Origin of the sequence: Galactobacter caseinivorans, from assembly GCF_003640665.1 — a bacterium.
In the GTDB taxonomy this organism is placed as follows: domain Bacteria; phylum Actinomycetota; class Actinomycetes; order Actinomycetales; family Micrococcaceae; genus Galactobacter; species Galactobacter caseinivorans.
Window position 1 is genome coordinate 154,406 of the sequence record NZ_QQXL01000002.1, and the last position, 22,981, is coordinate 177,386.

Consider the following 22,981-nt stretch of genomic DNA (forward strand, 5'->3'; position numbering starts at 1 on the left):
CCCTCCCGTGGGGTGAACGGCACGTCCGTCCCGTCATCTCAACAGAGGAAATGCATGGACCCGCTCCTGCTCGTGGTCATTGTCATCGCCCTGGCGTTGTTCTTCGACTTCACCAACGGCTTCCACGACACCGCCAACGCCATGGCCACCCCCATCGCCACCGGCGCCATCAAACCCAAAACCGCGGTGGCCCTGGCCGCCGTGCTGAACCTGGTGGGTGCCTTCCTCTCCACAGAGGTGGCCAAGACCGTCTCCCACGGCATCATCAACGAAGGCGACGGATCCGGCAGTGTGGCCATCACGCCGTCGATCATTCTTGCCGGGCTCATGGGCGCCGTGGTCTGGAACCTGTTGACCTGGTTGCTTGGACTTCCCTCCAGCTCCTCCCACGCGCTCTTTGGTGGGCTGATCGGCGCCGCGATTGTGGGCGCCGGCTTCGGGGCCGTGAACTACGGGACCCTGGTGGATAAGGTGCTGTTGCCCGCCCTGGCCGCGCCGCTGATTGCGGGCTTTGCCGCCTACCTTGCCACCAAGTTGGCCTATTGGATCACCAAGCGCCCCTCCGGCTCCGCCTCTCCCAGGCGCGGCGGTTTCCGCGTGGGACAGATCTTCTCCTCCTCGCTGGTGGCGCTGGCCCACGGCACCAATGACGCCCAGAAGACCATGGGCATCATCACCCTGGTCCTGATCTCCGCTGGGCATCAAAGCAAGGGCAGCGGGCCCGAGTTCTGGGTGGTCGCTGCGTGTGCCGTCGCGATTGCGCTGGGCACCTACACCGGCGGCTGGCGCATCATTCGCACCATGGGCACGGGCCTCACCGATGTGAAGCCGGCCCAGGGCTTTGCGGCCGAGGTCTCCACCGCGTCCGCCATCCTGGCCTCTTCCCACATGGGCTTTGCGCTCTCCACCACGCAGGTGGCCTCCGGCTCCGTGATTGGCTCCGGCCTGGGCCGCAAGGGCGCCGGCGTGCGCTGGCGCACCGCAGGGAAGATCGCGACGGGCTGGCTGTTCACCCTTCCCGCCTCCGCCGCTGTCGGGGCTATCGCCGCGGCACTCACGCACCTTGGCCTGCCCGGCCTGATCGTCCTCATCGTGCTTGGCCTCACCGCGATCACGGGCATCTTTGTGCTGTCCCAGCGCCAGTCGGTGACCCATGACAACGCCATGGCGGACGTTGAGGCCTCCAGCGCGGCCGTGCACATTCCCAGCAAGAAGGAGCGCCGTGCCGCCGGGCGCCAGGCCCGCGAGGCCGCTTCTCAGGCGCGCAAGGCCCGCAAGGCGGCCGACGAGGCCGCGAAGCAGGCCAAGGAGGCCAAGCACCAGGCCGCGACCGAGCTGCGCGACGCCCGCCGTCGCCTCGATCGCGACGATGCGGCGACCCGCTCGCTGCGTACGCCCTCTGCCGCCACCCCCGCTGACACGCTCGACGCCGCCGCTGACGCCGGCTCCGGCGTGTCGGAACCGTCCGACGTCGAGCGGGCCGCTGACTCGCGGGCCGTTGAACCGTCCAACGCGGGTGGCTCACGCACCGCACCCGCAGCTCCGGAGGGCCAGCACCGCCCGGAGTCCAACCCCACCCAGGAGCGCTGACCCATGATCGAGTGGATCTCATTTGTGCAGGTCGCCGGCGCAACCATGATCTCCGCGCTGCTGGTCGTGGGGCTGTATGGCCTCGGCGTGCGGCTCCAGGCGGTCGCTGAGGATCAGAACCGAAACCGGACCCTGCAGCGAGCGGGGTCATGGCTGTGCTTTGGCCTCTGCGGGGTGCTGGTGCTGTTCGGGATCATCCTGATCATCCCGGCCCTGCACTCCATCGTTGGGCTCTAGCCTTCCGATTCTCAGCGCGTCTCAGCGCGGGTCAAGTAGCTGATTGGTGATGCGCGCTGTGGCGATGCGCTTGCCCGCCTCGTCAAAAACCTCGATCTGGTGCGAGGTGCTGCTGCGGCCCAGGTGCAGGGGAGTGCAGATGCCCCGGACCACGCCGGAGCTGGCCCCGCGGTGGTGGGTGATGTTCAGGTCCACGCCCACCGGGTTCTTGCGGCCCTGGGTGTGGATCGCGGCGGCGAAGGAGCCCAGCGTCTCCGCGAGCGCGGCGGTGGCCCCGCCGTGCAGGATCCCGACCACCTGCTGATTACCCTGAACCGGCATGGTGGCGACCACCCGCTCCACGGTGAGTTCCTCGAAGTGAATGCCGAGTTTGGGGCCAAGGGTTCCCACGCCGTGGCTGGTCAGCATGGGCCAGATCTCGAGGGGGACGCCGGCCTCGGTGAGCTGGGCGGCAAACGGGTGGGATGCGAAGTTGTCAGTCATGGGCACTAGGCTTGCAGTTGTGAGTCCAGCCGCCAAGTCTTCCTCCGTGTCCTCCGCCGCCGCTAGCGCCTCCGGTGAGGCCAAGCGCCCCCGGCTGCTCATCCTTGATGGGCACTCCATGGCCTTCCGCGCCTTCTTTGCGCTCCCGGCGGATAACTTCTTGACGGCCACCGGTCAGTACACCAATGGCGTGTACGGCTTCGTGGCCATGCTGCTCAAGATGATTGAGCAGCGCGAGCCCACTCACGTCGCGGTGGCCTTTGACCTGGACACGCCCACCTTCCGTTCGGAGTCCTATGCCGAGTACAAGGGCGGGCGCAACGCGACGCCGGAGGAGTTCAAGGGCCAGATCCCGCTGATTGATCAGGTCATGGGCGCCCTGAATATCGTCACGATCACCAAGGATGGCTACGAGGCGGATGACATCCTCGCGACCCTCTCCTCGCGTGGAGAGCGGGACGGCTTTGACGTGATTGTGGTCTCCGGTGATCGCGACGCGTTCCAACTCATCGATGAGCACGTCACGGTGCTGTACCCCAAGAAGGGCATCTCAGACCTCCCGCCCATGGACGCGGCCGCGGTGTTTGAGAAGTACGGCGTGCAGCCTGCCAACTACCCGGACCTGGCGGCGCTGGTGGGTGAGAAGGCGGATAACCTGCCGGGCATCCCCGGCGTGGGTCCCAAGACGGCGGCGAAGTGGATTTCCCTCTACGGAGACACGGAGGGGGTGCTGGCCCACGCAGACGAGGTCAAGGGCAAGGCGGGCGAGAGCCTGCGGGCACACATGGACGATGTGCGCCGTAACCGCGAGCTCAACGCGCTGCTGCGTGACCTTGACCTGCCGCAGACCTGGGCGGAGATGGAGCTGCGTGCCCCCAACTCCGAGCTGGTGGATGAGCTCTTCAACGTCTTGGAGTTCAGGACGCTGCGCAAGCGTGTGGCGGACGTGTTCGCGGCCCCAGAGGAGCCAAAGGAACTGACCGAGGTGGCCCAGGCGCTCCTGCCCACGACCGCCAAGGAGCTGAACGCCTACCTCGATGCCGCCCCAGAGGCACTGCAGGCCCTGGACGTGGTGCTGGAGCCGGTGGCGGGGGCGTCCCCTGGGACGCCGGATGAGGTTCTGGCCATCGGCTTGGCGCGGGAGGGCGCCACCGCGTGGCTGGACCCGACCCAGCTCGACGACGCGAGCAGCCGCGCGCTCTCGGCCTACCTCGCGGACGGTGCGCGTCCCAAGGTCATGCATGACTACAAGCGCTCGTTTAAGGCGCTCCGGGCCCGCGGCCTGGAGCTGAGCGGCGTGGTAGATGACACCATGATCTCTGCCTATCTGGACCAGCCGGATCGGCGCAGCCACGATGTGGTGGATCTGGTGCAGGTCTACCTGCACGAGTCCCTGGAGGAGGAGCCTGCCTCCGCCCAAGGCGAGCTGGCCCTTGATTTGGACGGCGGCGACGGCGCTGAGGCGGCGCGCGCGGCACACTCGGTGCGGCGCGCCGATTCCATCCTTCGCCTGCACCAGGAACTGGCGGAGCGGCTGGCGCAGAACGGCCAAGGCGCCCTGCTCACCGACCTGGAGCTGCCGCTCTCTCGCATCTTGGCTGACATGGAGGACGCCGGGATTGCCGTGGACGTGCCCGCGCTGGAGGCACTCATGGATCAGTTCAAGGCGACCATGGAACAGGCCAAGCAGGAGGCCTACGAGGCCATTGGTCATGAGGTCAATCTGGGTTCGCCCAAGCAGCTCCAGGTGGTCCTCTTTGAGGAGCTTGAGCTACCCAAGACCAAGAAAATCAAGACCGGATTCACCACGGACGCGGCCAGCCTGCAGGAGCTGCTAGAGAAGACGGGGCACCCGTTCCTGGTGGCGCTCATGGCCCACCGCGACGCCTCCAAGCTGCGCCAGACGGTGGAGGGGCTGCGCAAGGCGGTGTCAGAGGACGGACGCATTCACACCACGTACGCCCAGACCATCGCCGCCACCGGCCGGCTCTCTTCGTTGAACCCCAATCTGCAAAACATCCCCGTGCGTTCGGAGGAGGGCCGCCGCATTCGCGAGGTCTTCACCGTTGGCCAGGGCTACGAGACGCTGCTGACGGCGGACTACTCGCAGATTGAGATGCGCATCCTGGTGCACCTGGCAGAGGACGAGGCGCTGATTCAGGCGTTCAAGGACGGAGAGGACCTGCACCGCTTTGTGGGCGCCCACGTCTTTGATGTTGCCCCGGAGGATGTCACCTCCGCCATGCGCTCCAAGGTCAAGGCCATGTCTTATGGCCTGGCGTACGGCCTGAGCCAGTTTGGTCTGTCCAAGCAGCTCAACATCTCAGTCGATGAGGCGCGGACGCTGATGAAGGACTACTACGCACGCTTTGGCGCGGTGAAGACCTACCTGGCGGAGGTCGTCATGAAGGCCAAGGATGACCTCTACACGGAGACGCTCCTGGGGCGCAGGCGCAATCTGCCGGACCTGGCCTCTGACGTGCGCCAGCTCCGGGACATCGCCGAGCGCGCCGCGCTGAACGCGCCGATTCAGGGATCCGCCGCGGACATCATCAAGCTAGCCATGCTCGCCGTCCGCCGTCGCCTTGACGCGGAGGGGCTCAATTCCCGCCTGCTGTTGCAGGTGCATGACGAACTCATCGTGGAGGTGGCACCCGGGGAGCGCCAGGCCGTGGAGGCCCTCCTAGTGGAGGAGATGGGCTCCGCGATGGAACTCAAGGTGCCGCTGGACGTGCACGTCGGCAGCGGCCGCACCTGGCAGGACGCCGGGCACTAGCCGGCCGCCGCATCACCGCGGCGCGCCATCACAGCGCTTCACAAGAGACCTACACAGACGACCAGGAAAGGGCAGCTGCCCAGCATGAGCGAACTGCGTTTTGAAAGCTTCACCGTCCAAGGCGAGCCCGGCTCAGCGGATCCCCGCGGCGCCGAATTTGTCAACGCCATTGACTACGGCTTCCTCGAGGCCGTGCGTGAGCCGGAGCAGTTGCTGACGCAGCTGGACCGTTTCCGCGCGGACGGCGCCCTGCTCAGTGCGGTCTATGACGACGAGCAGGACCCGCGCGCCGTGGAGGCCGCTCGCCCGGTGGCGACCTTCGGTGAGTACCTGGGGCAGGTCTGCGTGGCTGAGGGAGAGGTGCTCCCTTCCCACATGATCACGGAGGTGACGGTCCGGGGCACCCACCGCCGCCGCGGCATTCTTTCGCGGCAGATGCGCGCGGGCCTGCAGCGAGCCCGGGAGCAGAATCTGCCCCTGGCGCTCCTGACGACCTCCGAGGGTGGGATCTACGGACGCTTTGGCTTTGGCATCGCGGCGGAGTCCGCCACGGTGACGGTTCAGGCGCGCGGCGGCCTTGGCCTGCGACCGGAGGTCGCGGAGGCGCTGAAGGCCTCCGGACTGCGCACCTTTGTGCCCTCATGGGAGGCCTTCCCCGGCCTGTACCTGGACGCCTTTGCCGCCTTCCAGTCCGTGACTCCCGGCCAGACCGGCCACACCCAGGCCTACCGCGACCGTGCGGCGGGCAGCAAGAATCCTTGGGGAGTTCCTGGCCAGGACACGGACTGGCGACCGCTGGTGGTCGTGGATGAGGCCGGAGCCGTGCAGGGCTACGCCATCTCCTATGTGAAGGAGGTCCATCAGGACCAGGTCCTTCACATCGCGGACCTCGGCGCCGTGAATCCGCTCGCGGAGCTGGCCCTGTGGGAGGCGCTGGCGGCCACCGACCTGGTGGAATCGCTGCGCTGGCGCGAGGCGCCCCTTGACTTCGCCCTGCCCGCGGCGCTGGTGAATTACCGCGATGTGGCCACCGAGCGTCGTTCTGATCGCCTCTGGGCCCGCGTTCTTGACGTCGCGGCCGTTTTTGAGGCGCGCGGTCTGAGCCAAGACGGGGCCCTTGCCCTGCGGGTGAGCGATCGGCTTGGACTGATCGAGGGGGAGTATCTCCTGACCCGTGAGGGCGGCGAGACGCTCGTGAAACCCGGCCCCGCGCCGTCGGGCACCGCCACTCTTGAGGTGGACGCGGAGACCCTTGGCTCCATCCTCTTCGGCACCGCCCGCGTCGCGAACCTGGTGGCGGTGGGCCGCGCCACGGCCATCGGCGCCACCGGCACCGAACTGGGACGCCTGCTGGACACCGAGCGCGCCTCGCGCAACAGCTACACCTTCTAATTCACGCGCGCCCGCCGCCCCGCATTGCGGGGCCGGCGGGCGCGCGTGTGAGGCCCGCCACGGCGCGTCGGCGCTTTGACCAGGCACCCCCTTGAGCCGTACACTGGAGCGGTCCGCGCCTTCTGTGCGCGGGAGCAATAAACCCAATCATCTTGGCGTGCGCCCCGAGTGTGCGCGCCGACCGACTTCCTATCCGCATCGGAGCCCCTTCTACATGACCATCACGAACCCGGAGAAGACCGGAATCCCTCAGGTCGCCATTAACGACATCGGCTCGGAAGAGGACTTCCTCGCCGCTGTTGATGCAACGATCAAGTACTTCAACGATGGCGATCTCGTTGAGGGCCAGGTCGTTAAGGTCGATCATGACGAGGTCCTCCTGGACATCGGCTACAAGACCGAGGGTGTCATCCCGTCCCGCGAGCTCTCCATCAAGCACGATGTGGATCCGTCCGACGTCGTCGCCGTGGGCGACACCGTGGAGGCCCTTGTTCTCACCAAGGAGGACAAGGAAGGCCGTCTGATCCTGTCGAAGAAGCGCGCTCAGTACGAGCGTGCCTGGGGCGACATCGAGAAGATCAAGGAAGAGGACGGCGTCGTCACCGGCACCGTCATCGAGGTCGTCAAGGGTGGCCTCATCCTGGACATCGGCCTGCGTGGCTTCCTCCCCGCCTCCCTCGTGGAGATGCGTCGCGTCCGCGACCTGGCCCCGTACATCGGCCAGCAGCTGGAAGCCAAGATCATCGAGCTGGACAAGAACCGCAACAACGTGGTCCTGTCCCGCCGTGCCTGGTTGGAAGAGACGCAGTCGGCCGTTCGTACCGACTTCCTCAACAAGCTCGAGAAGGGCCAGGTCCGCGAGGGCGTTGTGTCCTCCATCGTCAACTTCGGCGCCTTCGTCGACCTGGGCGGCGTGGACGGCCTCGTGCACGTCTCCGAGCTCTCCTGGAAGCACATCGACCACCCCTCCGAGGTGGTTGAGGTGGGCCAGAAGGTCACCGTTGAGGTCCTCGAGGTGGACATGGACCGCGAGCGCGTGTCCCTGTCGCTGAAGGCCACCCAGGAAGATCCGTGGCAGGCATTCGCCCGCACCCACGCCCTGGGCCAGGTTGTCCCGGGCAAGGTCACCAAGCTGGTTCCGTTCGGCGCGTTTGTGCGTGTCGAGGACGGCATCGAGGGCCTGGTGCACATCTCCGAGCTGGCCGAGCGTCACATCGACCTCGCCGAGCAGGTTGTCTCCGTTGGCGAAGAGATCTTCGTCAAGGTCATCGACATCGACCTGGAGCGTCGCCGCATCTCGCTGTCGCTGAAGCAGGCCAACGAGGGCGTCGATCCCGAGGGCACCGAGTTCGATCCGGCTCTGTACGGCATGGCCGCGGAGTACGACGAGCAGGGCAACTACAAGTACCCCGAGGGCTTCGATCCGGAGACCAACGAGTGGCTTGATGGCTACGAGGCTCAGCGTTCGGTCTGGGAAGGCCAGTACGCCGAGGCTCAGGCCCGCTGGGAGGCCCACAAGAAGCAGGTTGCCGCCGCTGCGGAGCAGGATTCCGCTGCAGGCACCGCCGCTGCTGCACCGGCCACCTACTCCTCAGAGGCCCCCGTGGCCGAGGATTCGGAGACCGATTCCGGCACGCTGGCTTCCGACGAGGCGCTTGCCGCCTTGCGTGAGAAGCTCACCGGCAACTGATTGCTTCCCGGTCACTGACCGGGGCGCGTCAACCGCTTGAGAGGGCGGGCCTTCCCCACGGGGAGGGCCCGCCCTCTTGGCGTTTCAGGAGCCAGAAGCGGGAGCGCGTGCCGGCGGGCGGCCGGCGCAAGAATGAGGAACACGACGCACGGAAGGGAAGCCAACATGAGCCAGGACTGGGTCAAGGTCACGCGAGAGGACGGCGAGACGGTGGGCTGGCTTGAGCCCCTGGATGCCGAGTATGCGCTGTTGCGCCCGAGGGATGTGCTTGGCCACGTGGCCGGTCCGGATGCCGAGTGGGTTCCGGCGGAGGAGTGCCTGCAGGAGCTGGGGCTGGCGCATGTGGCGGAGGCCTGGAACCTAGATGGGGATCCGCGGGCCCTCAGCATCGTGGAGCTCTCGTCAGCTGGGATCTGGGTGGGCGACCGGATGCTGACGAAGGCCCTAGCACCCACCGAGCGGGTGATGGTGGCGTGGCCGGATACCGCGGGGCGGCTCAGCCGCGGCGCGTAGAGACCGTCAGCGTGAAGGTCTTATCCCTGGCCAGCTGCTGGGTGGGCCCCACCAGCCGTTCAAGGCGTGGCCTGTAGCGCAGGTGGGAGTTCCACACGCAGACGAGCGTGCCGCCCGGGCGCAGCATGCGGGCGGCGGAGCGGATGAGCTTGCTGGCGATGCCGGTGTGCACGGTGCCGCCCTGATGGAAGGGCGGGTTCAGCAAGACCAGCTCCGCCGCGCCGTCTGGGAGATGATCGCCGCCGTCCGCTCGCACCACGCTCACGCGGTCCTGCACGCCGTTCAGCGCGGCGCTCAGCTCGGCGGATGCTACGGCGTCGGCGGAGTCATCGGTCGCCTCGATGTGGGCCTGGGGCCAGGTGAGGGCGGCCCAGCAGGCGATGGTGCCGTTGCCGCACCCCAGGTCAACGACCAGGGGCGTGGCGAGGGCGGCCTCCCCAGGGGGTAGCTGCCAATCGCTTTGATCAAGGGTGCGCAGCATCAGGGCGGTGCCCGGATCCAGGTCCGCGCCGCCAAAGGCCTCTGCCAGGGCGGCCAGTTTCAGGCGCCGCCCCCCGGCGTTGACGGTGCTGTGGACGGGCGCAGGCATGCCCGACGCCGCTGGGTTACCTTGCGCGCCCGGCCCGGCCACCGCGCTGTGTTGGGCCAGCAGCAGCCGGGACTTGCGTTCAGCGCGCTGGGGTTGCACCTGGCCAAAGTGCTGGGCCAGCGGTGCGTTCATGCCAACGCTGAGGTGCTTGATGCGCCCGCCGGCGATCAGGAGCGCGTCCGGGGCGGCGTGGGCCGCCATCCGGGCCCCGCGCTCCACGGCCGCCACGGACCGGGGCAGCTGCCACAGGATGAGCCGGGCCCCAGCGAAGGAGTCCGGATGAGCTGGCAGGTGGCGGTAGCCGGCCGGATCCAGCTGCACTTCCGCGGCGTTGGCATCGAGCGCACGCTCGTGCACCAGGCGATCTTGGATCACGCGCATGCCGTGCAGGCCCTGGGCAAGAAGGGAGAGCGTGATGGCGCCGTGGCGTTCTCCGACCACCACGACGTCCGCCCCCGTGAGGCCCCGCTCGCGGGCAGCAACCAGGCCCTCGCGGACCAAGAGTTCGTCAGTGGCGTCGTGCGCCTGCAGGGTGGGATCCTCCACGTCGGGGCGGCGGCTGAGCAGGTCCAAGTCCAGGGGAGTGCTCACTGCGCCCACACCGCCCGGCCCCTACTCGTGCTTGCGCGTCCGCCCAGTGCCTGTGCCACGCGGTCGGTGGCTGCGCGCAGCGCGGCTTCCGCGTCGTCGACCGCCAAGGTGACGTGTGCGGCGTCGGCCGTGTACTGGGTGGAGGTGACCGCGGGGCCCAAGGCGCGCAACGCATGCTCGGCGCGGCCAGCCTCGGCGATGGGAATCGTGACGACCAGCTCGCGGCGGCGGATCCAGGTCAAGGGGGTCGCGACGCTGAGGGCCTGGGAAACCGAGTCGGAGTATGCGCGCACCAGCCCGCCCGCTCCCAGGAGGATGCCGCCAAACCAGCGCGTGGTCACGGCGACCACGTCGCTCAGGTTCCGCACGCCCTGGGAGACCTCACGCTGGAGCAGGGCCTGCATCATGGGGACCCCGGCTGTGCCGCCAGGTTCGCCGTCGTCGCTGGAACGCTGGATCTCGCGATCAGGGCCAAGCACAAAGGCGCTGCAGTGATGGCGCGCGTCATGATGGGCTCTGCGCTGTTCCTCAATCACCTGGCGCGCCGCGTCCTCGCTACCCACCGGAACCAGGCGGGTCAGGAAGACCGAGCGCTGAATCTCCAGGGTGTGCTCCACCTCAGCCGCCACGGTGGTGTACGCCGTGGCGCGCGCCTGATCGGCGGGGTGAACGGGGAGGGAAGACACGGGCCCAGTCTATCCGGCCGCGCCGCGCGATGGTCCTCAGGTGCCGCCCCGGCGTTCGCCTTCAGCCGCGGCTCCCGCCGTCCACCGTTTGGGGCAGAATGGCGGCATGTCTCCCACTGCCTCCCCCCGCCCTCGCATCGGCCTCACCGGCGGCATCGCCTCCGGCAAGTCCACCGTGGCCCGACTGCTGGCGGCCAAGGGCGCCGTCATCATCGACGCCGACGCCATCGTGCGCGAGCTCCAACAGCCCGGGGGAGCGGCCCTGGCCGGCATCGTCTCCGAGTTTGGGGAGGGCATGCTGGCGCCGGATTCAACCCTGGACCGGGCGGCCCTCGGGGCGCTCGTCTTTGGTGATGACCGGGCCCGCGAGCGCCTCAACGCGGTGGTCCATCCGCTCGTCCGGGAGGAGGCCGCCCGGCGCATCGCGGCGGCGCCGGAGGGTTCCACGCTCGTGGAGGACATCCCCTTGCTGGTGGAGACGGGCCAGGCCGGCCGCTTCGATCGGGTTGTGGTGGTGCAGGCATCGCGGGAGGAGCGCATCCGCCGGATGGTCTCGGACCGGGCCATGACGCCCCACGACGCGGCGGCACGCATCGACGCGCAGGCCACCGATGCCCAGCGCGCGGAGGTGGCGACCGACGTGATCACGAACGACGCCGACGTCGAGCATCTCAGCGCTCAGGTGGACGCCTTCTGGGAGTCCCTGGGACGGGCCGAGTAGCGGGCCGTCAGGTCTAGGAAGCCGGTCTTCCGGCGGCGGGCTCTTCGGCACCTGCACGAAAAGCGTGGCGGTAGCGAGCCGGGGTGATGCCCAGCGCGCGCACGAACTGCAGCCGCAGGCGGTCCGCGTCCCGGTAGCGAACCCTGGAGGCGATGGCGTCCAGGGGGAGGGCGGAACGCTCCAGAAGTTCCTGGGCTGCCCCCACCCGCCGGCTGGTGAGCCACTGGTGGGGGGTCGTTCCCAGTTCGGCGGCAAAACGCCGCGCAAAGCTGCGGGGGCTCATGCACGCGAGTGCCGCCATGCTCCCCACCGTGTGCGGCTCGGCGAGCTTCGAGAGGACCCTTTCCAGGCTGGGACCGAGCGTGGCGTCCCTGGTGGCAGGCACGCCGACCTCGAGGTATTGCTTTTGATTTCCTTCCCGATGCGGCGAAACCACCATGCGTCGGGCGATGGCGCTGGCGATGGTGTGCCCCAGCTCGCGGCGAACCAGGTGGAGAAGTGTGTCGATGGCGGCGCCAGTGCCTGCAGCGGTGATCACGGATCCGGCGTCGATGTACAGGGCATCGGGCACAACGGTCACCGACGGGTACTGCTCCTGTAGCTGATCCGCGTACATCCAGTGTGTGGTGCAACTGAGGCCGTCCAGCAGGCCGGAGTCGGCCAAGAGGAAGGCGCCGCTACACAGCGACACCAAGATGGCACCGTTGTCCCGCGCTTGGAGCAGGGCCCGGCGCTCCGCGTCCGAGCAACGAGAGGGCAGCGAGGCGCTGACGATCACGATGTCCGCGTCGAGCAGGCCGGCGAGCGAATGCGTGGCCTGCACGCTCACCTGCGCGGTGTGCTTGGTGACGACGGAGCGGGGGCCGTCCTCCGCGCAGACCCGATAGTCAAAGCGGGGCACGCCGGCGTCGGTGCGGTCGATGCCGAAGACCTCCGCCGTCATGCCGAATTCAAAGAGGGAGAGCCCGTCCCTGACCAGAACCGCCACGCTTTTCATGTTTCATGAGCTTACGCGCGGATTGGCAAGAAAGCACGGGAAGCTGTCCTTTCTACCAGTCGACCGGCCACACCACGCCTACAAGACTGGAGGAATGAGAAAAAGCGCGGCAGTGGAGAACGAATCAGGCTTCCTCTCGCGCACGGGCGCCGTGGTGGTGGCCTTCGCCTCGGTGGTCGGATCCGGAGTGGTAGTGGTCCCTGCGGCCGTCCTGGCCGGGAGCGGCTCCGCGGCGGTGCTGGTGTGGGTCTCGACCGCCTTGCTGTGCGTGCCCATGATCATGCTGTTCCGCGACACCGTCCTCCGTTCGGGTGGAGCGGCGGATCCACTGCGCCACAGCGTGCACCGAGGGCTGGGCCCCACTGCTGGCCGTATGATTCCGCTCTGCTTTGTTCTGGTGGTGGTGGTGGGTTTACCGACCAGCGCCGTCGCCGGAGCGCACCTGCTCGCTGCGGTGGTCCCGCTTCCGTTCCCACCCGTGGCCCTGGCCGTGGTGGTGTTGGGGATTGCCGTCGCGGCGAATCTGGTGGGAGGCAGGGCCAGTGCGCAGGTGCAGGCATGGGGTGCCGGAGCGCTGGTCGCGGTGCTGATGGTTGCCGCCGCGGTGGCCGCGCAGCACCCGGCTCATGATCTCCGGTTGGTCCCGGAGGCGGCCGGTCTATGGGCGGTTCCGAGCGGGATGCTCATCGCATTCTGGGCCGTCGTGGGCTTCGAGAACCTCACCTTCGTGGCCAGGGACATGCGCAACCCACGACGTGATTTTGGCTTTGTCTCCGTGATTGCGCTGATACTCCTGGTGGGGCTCGCGATTCTCCTGACCGTCGTTACCTCTCTGCGTTTGGCCACGGCGGACCCGGTGACGGGGGTGATCGACGCGGTGCAGGCCGGCATCGGGGGACAGATCCTTGCGCCGATCGTGGCCGGGGTCGGCGCCGGTGGGGTACTGCTCAACGCCCTGGCCTGGGTGCGGGGATGTGCGATGGTGTTGCAGGGTGCCTCCCGCGAGGGCATCATCCTGCCCGGGCGGCTGGTCTCTCCCGGGGAGGCCCCGCGCAGGGCCATCTGGGTGCTGTCGGTGTGCTTTGTGCTCACGCTGATGGTGCTGTCTCTGTGGCCGGAGCGGGTGGTTGACCTGCTCGCCGCGGCCAGCGCAGTGTTCGTGCTGATCTATGTGATGTGCATTCTTGCGTACCTCAGGCTGCGTCCGCCGCTGGGATGGGCGCTGGCGAATGTTCTTGTGCTGGCCGTCATGATGCTGATGCTGCTCGGTTCCGGAGTCAGATCCGTGTACGGGGTGTGCGTGCTGCTCGTGGCCGCTGTGGTGGCCGGGCCGGTCTTCCGGAAGCGAAATCCGGCCGATCCGGAACCGAGGTGTCGGCCCCGAGCCGTACCCTAGGAGCATGTCTCTTGCTCAGAAAATTGAACGCGTTGTTGCCCCCTTTGAGGTGATCTCGGAGTTCCGTCCAGCCGGGGATCAGCCCAAGGCCATCGCAGAACTTTCCGAGCGCATCAACGGCGGGGAAAAGGACGTGGTGCTGCTGGGCGCCACAGGAACGGGCAAGTCCGCTACCGCGGCCTGGCTCGTGGAGGCCGTGCAGCGGCCCACGCTGGTGTTGGTCCAAAACAAGACCCTGGCCGCGCAGCTGGCCAACGAGTTCCGCGAGCTCTTGCCCAATAACGCGGTGGAGTACTTCGTCTCCTACTACGACTACTACCAGCCTGAGGCCTATGTGGCGCAGACGGACACCTTCATCGAGAAGGACTCCTCCGTCAACGAGGAGGTGGAGCGCCTGCGGCACTCCGCCACCAACGCGCTGCTGACGCGGCGGGACGTGATCGTGGTCGCCACGGTCTCCTGCATCTACGGCCTGGGTACTCCTGAGGAATACATCGAGCAGATGGTCACGCTCAAGGTGGGCCAGGAGATTGACCGCGATGTGCTGCTGCGCCGCTTCGTGGGAATGCAGTACGCGCGCAACGACATCGACTTTCACCGCGGCACCTTCCGCGTGCGTGGTGACACGGTAGAGATCATCCCCATGTATGAGGAGCTCGCCGTGCGCGTGGAGCTCTTTGGGGACGAGATCGAGTCCATCCAGACGCTGAACCCGCTCACGGGTGAGGTGGTGCGGGATGAAACGGAGATGTACATCTTCCCGGCCTCGCACTACGTGGCCGGCCACGACCGCATGCAGAAGGCCATCACGTCCATCGAGGACGAACTCGCGGTGCGGCTGCAGGAGTTTGAGGAACAGCACAAGCTGGTGGAGGCTCAGCGGCTGCGCATGCGCACCACCTATGACCTCGAGATGATGCAGCAGATGGGCTTCACCAACGGCATTGAGAACTACTCGCGCCACATCGATGGACGCGGGCCGGGCTCCGCCCCTCACTGCCTGCTTGACTACTTCCCGGATGACTTCCTGCTGGTCATTGACGAGTCCCACGTGACGGTGCCGCAGATCGGCGCCATGTATGAGGGGGACATGTCCCGCAAGCGCACCCTGGTGGAGCACGGCTTCCGCTTGCCCTCCGCCATGGATAACCGGCCCCTGAAATGGGACGAGTTCCAGGAGCGCATTGGCCAGACCGTCTACATGTCCGCCACACCAGGCAAGTACGAGCTGGGTAAGGCGGATGGTTACGTGGAGCAGATCATCCGGCCCACGGGCCTGGTGGATCCCCACGTGGTGGTCAAGCCAACCAAGGGCCAGATCGATGACCTGCTGGGAGAGATCAACGAGCGCGTTCAGAAGAATGAACGCGTGCTGGTGACCACCCTGACCAAGCGCATGGCAGAGGACCTGACGGGGTACCTGGCGGAGAACGGCATCAAGGTGGAGTACCTGCACTCCGATGTTGACACGCTGCGACGCGTTGAGTTGCTGCGTGAGCTGCGCCAGGGCGTCTTTGACGTGCTGGTGGGCATCAACCTGCTGCGAGAGGGCCTAGACCTCCCAGAGGTCTCCCTCGTGGCGATCCTGGATGCGGACAAGGAGGGCTTCCTGCGCTCGGCAACCTCACTCATCCAGACCATCGGGCGTGCCGCTCGTAACGTCTCCGGTGAGGTCCACATGTACGCGGATCGCATCACGGATTCCATGCGCCAGGCGCTGGATGAGACGGATCGCCGCCGCGAGATCCAAGAGCAGTACAACACCGACCACGGCCTCTCGCCGCAGCCGCTGCGCAAGAAGATCGCTGACATCACGGACCAGCTGGCCCGGGAAGACGCAGACACCGCAGAGCTCCTGGGCAACTTTGACTACGGCAAGGGCCACCGCGGCTTCACGGCCATCGGAGGCGACGGGAAGGCCGCGAATCAGGCCGAGCGCGCGCTGGCCCGCGACGGCCTGGTGGTGGCACCAAGCGAGGACCTGGCCTCGCTCATCAAGCACCTCACCGACCAGATGCACACCGCCGCATCCGATTTGCACTTCGAGTTGGCGGCACGCCTGCGTGATGAGGTGCAGGATCTGAAGAAGGAACTGCGCGCCATGCGCTCCGCGGAATGAGCACCGCGCCGCTCGTGTAATATTGGTCAAAGCGTAGGGGAGTATCCTTCAGCGCCGAACTCGTCAACACGTGGGGCACCGTTGCCCCGCCGGGTACGGCGGCCGCCCAGGGCGGTGGAGAGACTTGCGGGAATCTCAGCACCCTCGCCATTGCGGGCGGGGGCTCCCCGAAAGGCAGATCCCCCGTGATCACACCGACCCTGACGCTCGCGGCCGGCGGCTCCGTGCCCGCCGCCTCAGCAATTCCCCCGCTCTTTGAAATCGGCTCCTTTGTGGTGCTGATCGCCGTGCTGATCTTTGATCTGGTCTACGTCTTCAAGCGGCCCCACATCCCCTCCATGAAGGAGGCGGCGCTCTGGGTCTCCTTCTACGTGGCCCTGGCGCTTGGCTTCTTTGGCCTCATGTGGACACTGGTGGGGCAGGGCGAGGCCCTGCAATTCCTGGCCGGTTGGGTCACCGAGTATTCGCTGTCGGTAGATAACCTCTTTGTCTTCATCATCATCATGGCGAACTTCGCGGTGCCGCGGAAATATCAGCAAGAGGTGCTGATGGTGGGCATCATCATTGCCCTGGTGCTGCGCGGAATCTTCATCATGGTCGGCGCCACCGTGATTGAGAACTTCACGTGGGTCTTCTACCTCTTTGGTGCCTTCCTGCTCTTCACCGCCGTGCAGCAGATGCGCTCCGCCACCTCCTCGAACGGACACGGCGAGGAATCCGGGCTGATCAAGAAGATCACTGGCCGGCTCAAGCTAGCGCCGGACTTTGACGGCAACAAGCTGCGCACCACGGTCAACGGCAAGCGCATGTGGACCCCCATGCTCGCGGTGCTGATTGCCCTTGGCCTCACCGACCTGATGTTTGCCGTGGACTCCATTCCCGCGATCTTTGGCATCACCCAGAGCCCCTTCATCGTCTTCACGGCCAACATCTTTGCCCTGATGGGACTGCGCCAGCTCTACTTCCTGCTGGGTGGTCTGATGGACCGCCTGGTGTACCTCACGCACGGCATCGCGGTCATCCTTGGCTTCATCGGCGTGAAGCTGCTCTTCCACGCGCTCTCCCACAACGAGCTGCCGTTCCTGAACGGCGGCGAGCGGATTGCGGTCCCCGAGATCAGCACCGAGCTCTCACTCCTGGTCATCGTGGGCACCATTGCGCTGGCGGTCGTGGCCTCGCTCGTTTCACCCAAGGGCCGCGCCGTAGCATCCGCGCACCGTGAGGAGGTCGTCCGCATCAAGGAGTCATCTAAGCTGAGCCAGTGACCGCCCAGGACGATGCCAAGCCCACGCCACCGGAATCGGCTCCGACACCGGCCCAGGCTCGCGCCCACACCAAGCATCTCTTCGTCTTGGCCTCGGCGCAGATCCTGTCTGGCGTGGGCAACGGCGCCGGCCTGGCGCTGGGTGCGCTGCTGGCGGCCAAGCTCTCCGGCAGTGCTCACTGGGCCGGCACGGTGACGGTGGCCATCTCCTTGGCCGGTGTGATCACGGCTCTGCCGCTGGCCCGGCTGGCGGTGAACAGAGGGCGCCGATTCGCCCTGACGACCGGATACGCGCTGGGCGCGGTCGGTGCCGCCGGGATGATGCTGTCCGCGGCGCTGGGAAGCTTCGCTCTCCTGCTGTTGGCGGCACTGTTGCTTGGCGTGGCTGCCACCACGAACCTGCAGGCACGCTTCGCCGCGACGGACGGCTCGGCGCCCGGACGCCGGGCGCGTGATCTCTCCATGGTGGTGTGGGCACTCACGATCGGCGAGGTCGTGGGGCCAAGTCTTGCCGGGCCAGGAGCGGACCTTGCAGCCGGACTTGGCCTGCCCACGGACGCCGGGGCCTTCCTCTTCTCCACCGTGGGCCTGATCTTCGCGGCCGTCATCATCGCCGTGGGCCTGCGCCCGGACCCGCTACCCGCCCGCAGCGAGGCAAGGGACCTGGCGCCCAAACCCTCCATCGCGCAGGGCCTGCGGGCGTTGCGCAGCGCACCCGGCGCCGGGGTGGGGGTTGCGGCCGTCGCCGCCGGGCATGCGTGCATGGTGGCCGTCATGTCCATGACCACACTGCATCTCGCCGCCCTTCACCACGACCAGGGTGCGGCGGGCCCGTCCGCACACACGCTCACGATCGTTGGCCTCACGCTCTCCGGCCACTTCGCCGGGATGTACGCGTTCTCCCCGGTGGTGGGGTTCCTTGCCGATCGCTGGGGTCACCGCCGGGCCCTGCTGTGCGCTCAGCTGCTCTTTGCGCTGTCCGCGCTGGCCTGCATCCTGTTCCCAGGAAACGTTGGCCTGGTCTCCGTGGCGCTCTTTGTGCTTGGTGTGGCCTGGTCCTTCTCTTCCATCACCGGCTCCGCCGTGGTGGCTGACCTGGTTCCGGACAAGGGCCGTGTGGCGGCGCAGGGGCTGACGGATGCCTGCATGAGCGGCGGCGGCGTGCTGGCCGGCCTGGGGTCCGGGTTCCTGCTGGCGGCGTTGGGCTATCAGGGCCTCAACGCGGCCTCGCTCGCGATCGCGGTGCTGATGACCGTGCTGATCGTGGCGAGGGTCCCCGCCGCGCGGCGTGCCGCATAACGGGCGGCCTCACACCTCTTCGCTGGCGGCGATCGCCGCGTCCGTCATGGCCAGCAGTGCGCCAATGATCAGGTCGGGGTTGTCCCCAATACCGTCGTGGTGAAACTCGTCGCTCTCCCAGACCTGCACGCCGCGCACGGCGGCGGCGGTGGCGAGGGAGAGCTCGCGGTCAACGTAGATGTCGTCCGTGTACATGGCCGCGGCCACTGGCACGGTATTGGCGGCCAGCTGCGCGGTGTTGTACAGCGGGCCCCAGCCCTGATATTCGGCCAGGGCATGCGCCAGCGGTGCCAGGGGGATCAGCGCCGGGTCCTGCTCGTAGTCGGCGGGCAGGGCCATCTCTCCCAACAATCCGGGACGCTCGGCGTCCTGGCGGAACTGCGGGAAGGACTCATCCAACACGCGCTGCGCCGCCCACCGCGTGGACTGGCCCGAGGAGTAGATGCTCTCCTGCAGCAGCCAATAGAGCGGGTTGGCGCGGTGGTCCAGCTGGGATTGCAGCGTGGAGAGGAAAGACGCGGACAGGCGGTCCTGACCGTCCACCTGCACCACTGCCTCCTCCAGCGCGTAATGCAGCCCCTCCACGCGGGTGTTTCCACCCAGGAACATGCCCAGGTGCTGCACCGTCAGCTCGGTGACCTCGCGGCCGTCGGCCAGGCGCTCGGGTTCGCCGGCCGCCCGACGCGAGCGCACGACGTCGTACACCTGGCTCAGGCGCGCGGCGTCCTGCGGGTGCCGGCCAAGGAACTCGGCCTCGCGGGCAGCGATGCGGGGGAAGGTGGCGCGGTAGACCGTCGCGGCATCGCCGCGCAGCTCTCCCAGGCCGCCCGTGATGAGGCAGCGCTCCAGCGACGCCGGAGCCAGGGACAGGTAGCTCAGCGTGATGAAGCCGCCGTAGGACTGGCCCAGGCTGCTCCATTGCTCAATCCCGAGCGTCTGCCGCACCGCCTCGGCATCGGCGACGATGTCCGGGGCGCGGAAATGGCTCAGGTACTCCACCTGCGCCCGCACCGGACCAAGGGCCGCAAGCGTCCTGGCATCGATGGGGGAGGAGAGGCCGGTGCCGCGCTGATCAAGGAGCAGCACGCGGAAGCGGGGTAGCAGCGCCTTGAGCCAGCCGCTGGCCCCGCCGGTGGGGCGCAACGCGGCAAAGCCCGGCCCGCCCTGGTGATACACCAGCCACGGCCGCTCCTGCGCCTCGTCGGTGTCCTCGCTGACGGCGCGCGCGTACACGGTGATGGTGCCGCGAGCGGGGTCGGCGTGATCCAGCGGCACCTCAAAACGGTGCCCGGACGCGCGAACGCCCCGCCACTCGGTGGGCTCTTCGCTCCAGGTCAGTGTGGCGGGGCGTGTCAGCGTCATGCTCAGCGGGTCGCGGTGAGCGTGAGCGTGGCGTCGGCGGTCTTGAGGGTGGTCTTGTTTCCCTCGGTGCTTTCGGTGACCTTGCCGGTGAACGCCTGGTGGATCTGGCCGGCGGCGACCGCACCCGCGGACGTGCCGCACTTGCTGGTGGTGGTGCCCTCGGGCAGTTCCACCGTGAGCTTGTCGGCCTTGCCGGTGACGGTGAAGACGGCTCCGGAGCACAGGCCAATGGTGGTGAGCTGGGTGCCCTCCGGGGTGGCGGGGTCACCCATGACGCTGAGGCCACGGAAGGTTCCTGCCTGCACCGGCTTGCCCTTGATCTCGATGGAGTCCACCGAGTAGGTGACGGAGCTCTTGCTCTTCAAGATGGAGGCGTCTGCGGCGGAGTCTGAGGTCTCGGCGGCGTGGCCGCCGGCGGACTCGGAGGGCTGTCCCGACTCGGAGGCGTGACCCGACTCAGAGGCGGATTCGCTGGCGTGCTCCGACTCGGAGGAGTGCGGCGCAGGCGCGTAGGTGGAGGCAAGGTTTGAGCCCGACGGGGTCGGGGAATCCATGCTGGTGATGTGGTCCGGGTTGCAGGCGGTCAGACCAAGGGCCACCAGCGCGAGCGGGGCGACGACGGCCAGGCCGCGGCGCAGGGAAGGGCGAGAGTTCAACGACATGCTCCTATCTTAGCGACGCGACCGCCCGAGTGCCGTCAGGCGCTCAGCCGTCTAGTCGTCCCAGTCGTGTCACGTGCACCACGGCCTCCCCGGCCTCATCCGAGGCGTCCAGGTCCACGACCGCGTCAAAGCCCCAGTCGTGATCCCCGGCCGGGTCGGCAAAGGCCTGACGGCAACGCCAGATTCGCTTGCCATCCGCGTCCTTGCCCGGCGTGATGGAGACCAGGGCGGGGGAGCGGCCACCGGGGCCGTCGTTGAGATCCTCGTGCTCGGCAAAGTAGTCATCCAGCAGATCCGCCCACGCATCGGCGTCGAACCCGTCCTCGCCGTCCAACTCGCCAAGGGCCCGGTCATCCTCGCGTCCAAAGAGCTTCACGCGGCGGAAGAGCTGGTTGCGCACCATGACCTTGAAGGCGCGCTCGTGGTCGGTGAGGCGGGAGGGTGGCTGGGGAATTTCGTGGCCGTCGTCGCCAGGAACCTTGCCTGCGGAGAGTGCCTCCCACTCATCCAGTAGTGAGGAGTCGGTCTGTTCGATGATCTCTCCCAGCCACGCCACCACGTCCTGCAGGGTGTCCGTGCGGCCCTCCTGGGGCACGGTCTGGCGCAGCGCCTTGTAGGCATCCGTGAGGTAGCGCAGCAGCACACCCTCTGACCTGGCCAGGCCGTAATACTGCACGTAGTCGCCAAAATCCATGGCGCGCTCAAACATGTCACGCACCACCGACTTGGGCTTCAGCTCCAGGTCCGCCAGCCATCCGGCGCCCTTGCGGTACTGCTCAAAGGCGGCGTCCAGCTGTTCCTCCAGCGGGCGCGGCTCGGTGATCAAGTCAAGGCGGGCCATGCGCTCGTTGTACTCCACGCCGTCCGCCTTCATGGCGGCGATGGCCTCACCCTTGGCCTTCTTGATCTGGGCGGTGATGACCTGGCGCGGGTGCTCCAGCGTGGCCTCGATGACGGAGATGACGTCCAGGGCGTAGCCGTCATCCTCCGGCTGGAACATTTCCAGCGCGGCGATGGCAAAGCCGGAGAGGGGCTGGTTCAGCGCAAAGTTCTCTTGCAGGGTCACGGTCAGGCGCAGGTGGTTGCCGTAGCGGTCCGGTGTGCTGGTTCGCTCAATCACGCCCGTCGCCATCAGCTCCCGCAGGATGCCGAGCGCCCGGATGATGTGTGCGCGCTGGCGCACCGGAGGCTCGTGGTTCTCCGTCAGCAGGGCCCTGGCCGCGCCGAAGGTATCGCCCTCGCGCGCCAGCAGGTTCAGGATCATGGAGTTGGTGACCTTGAAGGAGGAGTTCAGCGGCTCCGGATCCGCATTCACCAGCCGGTCAAAGGTCTTCTCCGTCCAGGAGACAAAGCCCTGGGGCGCCGACTTCTTCTTCACCTGGCGCAGCTTCTTCTGGTCATCGCCAAACTTGCCGCGCGCCTTGGTCATGGCCTTGGCGTTTTCGATGTCATGCTCCGGCGCCTGCACCACCACGTCCCCGGCGGTGTCGTACCCCGCGCGCCCGGCGCGGCCGGCAATCTGGTGGAACTCGCGGGCGCCAAGATGGCGGGTGCGTTCGCCGTCGTACTTGGACAGCGCGGTGATGAGCACCGTGCGGATGGGGACGTTGATGCCCACGCCCAGCGTGTCGGTGCCGCAGATGACCTTCAGCAGGCCGGCCTGCGCCAACTGCTCCACCAGGCGGCGGTACTTGGGGAGCATCCCGGCGTGGTGCACACCAACGCCCTGGCGCACCAGCCGGTTCAGCGTCTTACCAAAGCCGGCCGAGAAGCGGAACCCGCCGATCAGCTCGCCGATCCGGTCCTTCTCCTGGCGCGTGCACAGGTTCAGGGAGAGCAACGACTGCGCCCGCTCGATGGCCTCCAGCTGGCTGAAGTGGACCACGTAGACCGGCGCTCGGTGCGTCTGCACCAGCTCCTCCAGCGTCTCTTGCACCTGCTCGGTGCCGTAGTGGTAGTACAGCGGGATGGGACGCTCGGCGCCGGCCACCGTCACGGTCTTGCGCCCGGTGCGCTCCGTCAGGTCATCCTCAAAGAAGTCGGTGGGGCCCAGGGTCGCGGAGAGCAGCAGGAATTGGGTGTCCGGCAGCGTGATCAGCGGGGTCTGCCAGGCCCAGCCGCGCTGGCGATCGGCGTAGAAGTGGAACTCGTCCATGATGACGACCCCCACATCGGAGTCCGCGCCGTGGCGCAGCGCAAGGTTCGCCACAATCTCCGCGGTGCAGCAGATGATGGGTGCGTCCGGGTTCACGGCGGAGTCGCCGGTGACCATGCCGACGTTGTTGGCGCCAAAGATGCCGATCAGGTCAAAGAACTTCTCAGAGACCAACGCCTTGATGGGCGCCGTGTAATAGCTGCGCTGGCCCTTCGCGAGGGCAACAAAGTGCGCGGCGACCGCGACCATGGACTTACCCGAACCGGTGGGCGTGGCCAGGATGACGTTATTGCCCTGGACCAGTTCCATCACCGCCTCGTCCTGGGCGGGGTAGAGCGAGAGGCCTCGGGAGGTGACCCATTCCGTGAACGCGCCGTACGCGGCGTCTGGCAAGTGGGCGGCGGTGACGTCCGGGACGCGGTCTGCGAGGTTCATGATGCTGCCAGCCTAGCCGCGTTC

At 67.4% G+C, this 22,981-nt stretch carries 17 protein-coding genes and 1 pseudogene; 11 read left to right on the forward strand and 7 right to left on the reverse strand.

Going from position 1 to position 22,981, the window contains the following annotated elements; all coding sequences use genetic code 11:
• Window positions 1–54 precede the first annotated feature (54 nt).
• Together DWQ67_RS04350 and DWQ67_RS04355 are read left to right on the forward strand one after the other, a co-directional pair.
• Window positions 55–1,248 (forward strand): annotated as a pseudogene (locus DWQ67_RS04350) (anion permease); the annotation flags it as partial.
• 345 nt (window positions 1,249–1,593) lie between these two features.
• Window positions 1,594–1,827, forward strand: a complete 234-nt coding sequence (locus DWQ67_RS04355) for a hypothetical protein (RefSeq protein ID WP_325049609.1) — start codon at window positions 1,594–1,596, stop codon at window positions 1,825–1,827.
• 21 nt (window positions 1,828–1,848) lie between these two features.
• Here the strand turns inward: DWQ67_RS04355 and DWQ67_RS04360 are convergent, their stop codons facing one another.
• A complete protein-coding gene (locus DWQ67_RS04360; protein WP_121484372.1) occupies window positions 1,849–2,310 on the reverse strand; it encodes a hotdog fold thioesterase in 462 nt (153 codons plus the stop codon).
• Here DWQ67_RS04360 and polA point away from each other — a divergent pair.
• The 4 genes from polA (at window position 2,309) to DWQ67_RS04380 (ending at window position 8,681) form a co-directional block, all read left to right on the forward strand.
• Window positions 2,309–5,086 carry a DNA polymerase I gene (polA, locus tag DWQ67_RS04365; protein WP_121484373.1) on the forward strand — a complete coding sequence of 926 codons (2,778 nt, stop codon included), beginning with the start codon at window positions 2,309–2,311 and terminating at the stop codon, window positions 5,084–5,086. The genes DWQ67_RS04360 and polA overlap by 2 nt on opposite strands.
• A gap of 84 nt (window positions 5,087–5,170) precedes the next feature.
• The gene (locus DWQ67_RS04370) at window positions 5,171–6,478 is read left to right on the forward strand and encodes a GNAT family N-acetyltransferase (protein WP_121484374.1); all 1,308 of its coding nucleotides are present in this window, start codon (window positions 5,171–5,173) and stop codon (window positions 6,476–6,478) included.
• A 214-nt stretch (window positions 6,479–6,692) separates the two neighbouring features.
• Complete coding sequence (gene rpsA, locus DWQ67_RS04375) at window positions 6,693–8,168, forward strand: 30S ribosomal protein S1 (RefSeq protein ID WP_121484375.1); 1,476 nt, start codon at window positions 6,693–6,695, stop codon at window positions 8,166–8,168.
• A gap of 165 nt (window positions 8,169–8,333) precedes the next feature.
• Window positions 8,334–8,681: a hypothetical protein gene (locus DWQ67_RS04380; protein ID WP_121484376.1), complete on the forward strand. Its 348-nt coding sequence runs from the start codon at window positions 8,334–8,336 to the stop codon at window positions 8,679–8,681.
• On the opposite strand, the gene DWQ67_RS04385 is transcribed toward DWQ67_RS04380, so the two are convergent.
• Together DWQ67_RS04385 and DWQ67_RS04390 are read right to left on the reverse strand one after the other, a co-directional pair.
• Window positions 8,665–9,861 carry a class I SAM-dependent methyltransferase gene (locus DWQ67_RS04385; RefSeq protein WP_233555902.1) on the reverse strand — a complete coding sequence of 399 codons (1,197 nt, stop codon included), beginning with the start codon at window positions 9,859–9,861 and terminating at the stop codon, window positions 8,665–8,667. The genes DWQ67_RS04380 and DWQ67_RS04385 overlap by 17 nt on opposite strands.
• Window positions 9,858–10,547, reverse strand: coding sequence for an IMPACT family protein (locus DWQ67_RS04390; protein WP_121484377.1), 690 nt, complete (start codon window positions 10,545–10,547; stop codon window positions 9,858–9,860). Before DWQ67_RS04390 ends, DWQ67_RS04385 begins: the two co-directional genes overlap by 4 nt.
• A 106-nt stretch (window positions 10,548–10,653) precedes the next feature.
• Between DWQ67_RS04390 and coaE the strand changes: the two genes are divergently transcribed.
• On the forward strand, window positions 10,654–11,268 hold the full coding sequence (gene coaE, locus DWQ67_RS04395) for a dephospho-CoA kinase (RefSeq protein ID WP_121484378.1): 615 nt from the start codon (window positions 10,654–10,656) through the stop codon (window positions 11,266–11,268).
• Window positions 11,269–11,281: 13 nt separating this feature from the next.
• On the opposite strand, the gene DWQ67_RS04400 is transcribed toward coaE, so the two are convergent.
• A complete protein-coding gene (locus tag DWQ67_RS04400) occupies window positions 11,282–12,265 on the reverse strand; it encodes a GlxA family transcriptional regulator (RefSeq protein ID WP_121484379.1) in 984 nt (327 codons plus the stop codon).
• Between the two features lie 94 nt (window positions 12,266–12,359).
• On the opposite strand from DWQ67_RS04400, the gene DWQ67_RS04405 reads away from it, so the two are divergent.
• The 4 genes from DWQ67_RS04405 to DWQ67_RS04420 all read left to right on the forward strand — a co-directional run bounded on the left by DWQ67_RS04405 (window position 12,360) and on the right by DWQ67_RS04420 (window position 18,343).
• Entirely contained in the window at window positions 12,360–13,661 is a 1,302-nt protein-coding gene (locus DWQ67_RS04405) for an APC family permease (protein WP_158595365.1), read from the forward strand.
• 4 nt (window positions 13,662–13,665) lie between these two features.
• The gene (gene uvrB, locus DWQ67_RS04410; protein ID WP_121484380.1) at window positions 13,666–15,780 is read left to right on the forward strand and encodes an excinuclease ABC subunit UvrB; all 2,115 of its coding nucleotides are present in this window, start codon (window positions 13,666–13,668) and stop codon (window positions 15,778–15,780) included.
• A 188-nt stretch (window positions 15,781–15,968) separates the two neighbouring features.
• Window positions 15,969–17,045 (forward strand): TerC family protein, encoded by a 1,077-nt coding sequence (locus DWQ67_RS04415; protein WP_407645793.1) that lies wholly within the window; start codon window positions 15,969–15,971, stop codon window positions 17,043–17,045.
• A complete protein-coding gene (locus DWQ67_RS04420; protein ID WP_121484381.1) occupies window positions 17,042–18,343 on the forward strand; it encodes an MFS transporter in 1,302 nt (433 codons plus the stop codon). Before DWQ67_RS04415 ends, DWQ67_RS04420 begins: the two co-directional genes overlap by 4 nt.
• 9 nt (window positions 18,344–18,352) lie before the next feature.
• Here the strand turns inward: DWQ67_RS04420 and DWQ67_RS04425 are convergent, their stop codons facing one another.
• Genes DWQ67_RS04425 through DWQ67_RS04435 form a run of 3 tightly spaced genes read right to left on the reverse strand, consistent with a single transcriptional unit; the run spans window position 18,353 to window position 22,957 of the window.
• The gene (locus DWQ67_RS04425) at window positions 18,353–19,705 is read right to left on the reverse strand and encodes an alpha/beta fold hydrolase (protein WP_121484382.1); all 1,353 of its coding nucleotides are present in this window, start codon (window positions 19,703–19,705) and stop codon (window positions 18,353–18,355) included.
• 2 nt (window positions 19,706–19,707) lie between these two features.
• A complete protein-coding gene (locus DWQ67_RS04430) occupies window positions 19,708–20,367 on the reverse strand; it encodes a hypothetical protein (RefSeq protein WP_121484383.1) in 660 nt (219 codons plus the stop codon).
• A gap of 43 nt (window positions 20,368–20,410) precedes the next feature.
• A complete protein-coding gene (locus tag DWQ67_RS04435; protein ID WP_121484384.1) occupies window positions 20,411–22,957 on the reverse strand; it encodes a DEAD/DEAH box helicase in 2,547 nt (848 codons plus the stop codon).
• Between the last annotated feature and the right edge of the window lie 24 nt (window positions 22,958–22,981).

Excerpts from the sequence above, each read along its gene's own strand:
- polA (WP_121484373.1), top strand. The coding sequence starts at position 2,309 with ATGGGCACTAGGCTTGCAGTTGTGAGTCCAGCCGCCAAGTCTTCCTCC.
- uvrB (WP_121484380.1), top strand. The coding sequence starts at position 13,666 with ATGTCTCTTGCTCAGAAAATTGAACGCGTTGTTGCCCCCTTTGAGGTG.
- DWQ67_RS04430 (WP_121484383.1), bottom strand. The coding sequence starts at position 20,367 with ATGTCGTTGAACTCTCGCCCTTCCCTGCGCCGCGGCCTGGCCGTCGTC.
- DWQ67_RS04435 (WP_121484384.1), bottom strand. The coding sequence starts at position 22,957 with ATGAACCTCGCAGACCGCGTCCCGGACGTCACCGCCGCCCACTTGCCA.
- DWQ67_RS04360 (WP_121484372.1), bottom strand. The coding sequence starts at position 2,310 with ATGACTGACAACTTCGCATCCCACCCGTTTGCCGCCCAGCTCACCGAG.
- DWQ67_RS04370 (WP_121484374.1), top strand. The coding sequence starts at position 5,171 with ATGAGCGAACTGCGTTTTGAAAGCTTCACCGTCCAAGGCGAGCCCGGC.
- DWQ67_RS04425 (WP_121484382.1), bottom strand. The coding sequence starts at position 19,705 with ATGACGCTGACACGCCCCGCCACACTGACCTGGAGCGAAGAGCCCACC.
- DWQ67_RS04380 (WP_121484376.1), top strand. The coding sequence starts at position 8,334 with ATGAGCCAGGACTGGGTCAAGGTCACGCGAGAGGACGGCGAGACGGTG.
- rpsA (WP_121484375.1), top strand. The coding sequence starts at position 6,693 with ATGACCATCACGAACCCGGAGAAGACCGGAATCCCTCAGGTCGCCATT.
- coaE (WP_121484378.1), top strand. The coding sequence starts at position 10,654 with ATGTCTCCCACTGCCTCCCCCCGCCCTCGCATCGGCCTCACCGGCGGC.
- DWQ67_RS04405 (WP_158595365.1), top strand. The coding sequence starts at position 12,360 with ATGAGAAAAAGCGCGGCAGTGGAGAACGAATCAGGCTTCCTCTCGCGC.
- DWQ67_RS04355 (WP_325049609.1), top strand. The coding sequence starts at position 1,594 with ATGATCGAGTGGATCTCATTTGTGCAGGTCGCCGGCGCAACCATGATC.
- DWQ67_RS04400 (WP_121484379.1), bottom strand. The coding sequence starts at position 12,265 with ATGAAAAGCGTGGCGGTTCTGGTCAGGGACGGGCTCTCCCTCTTTGAA.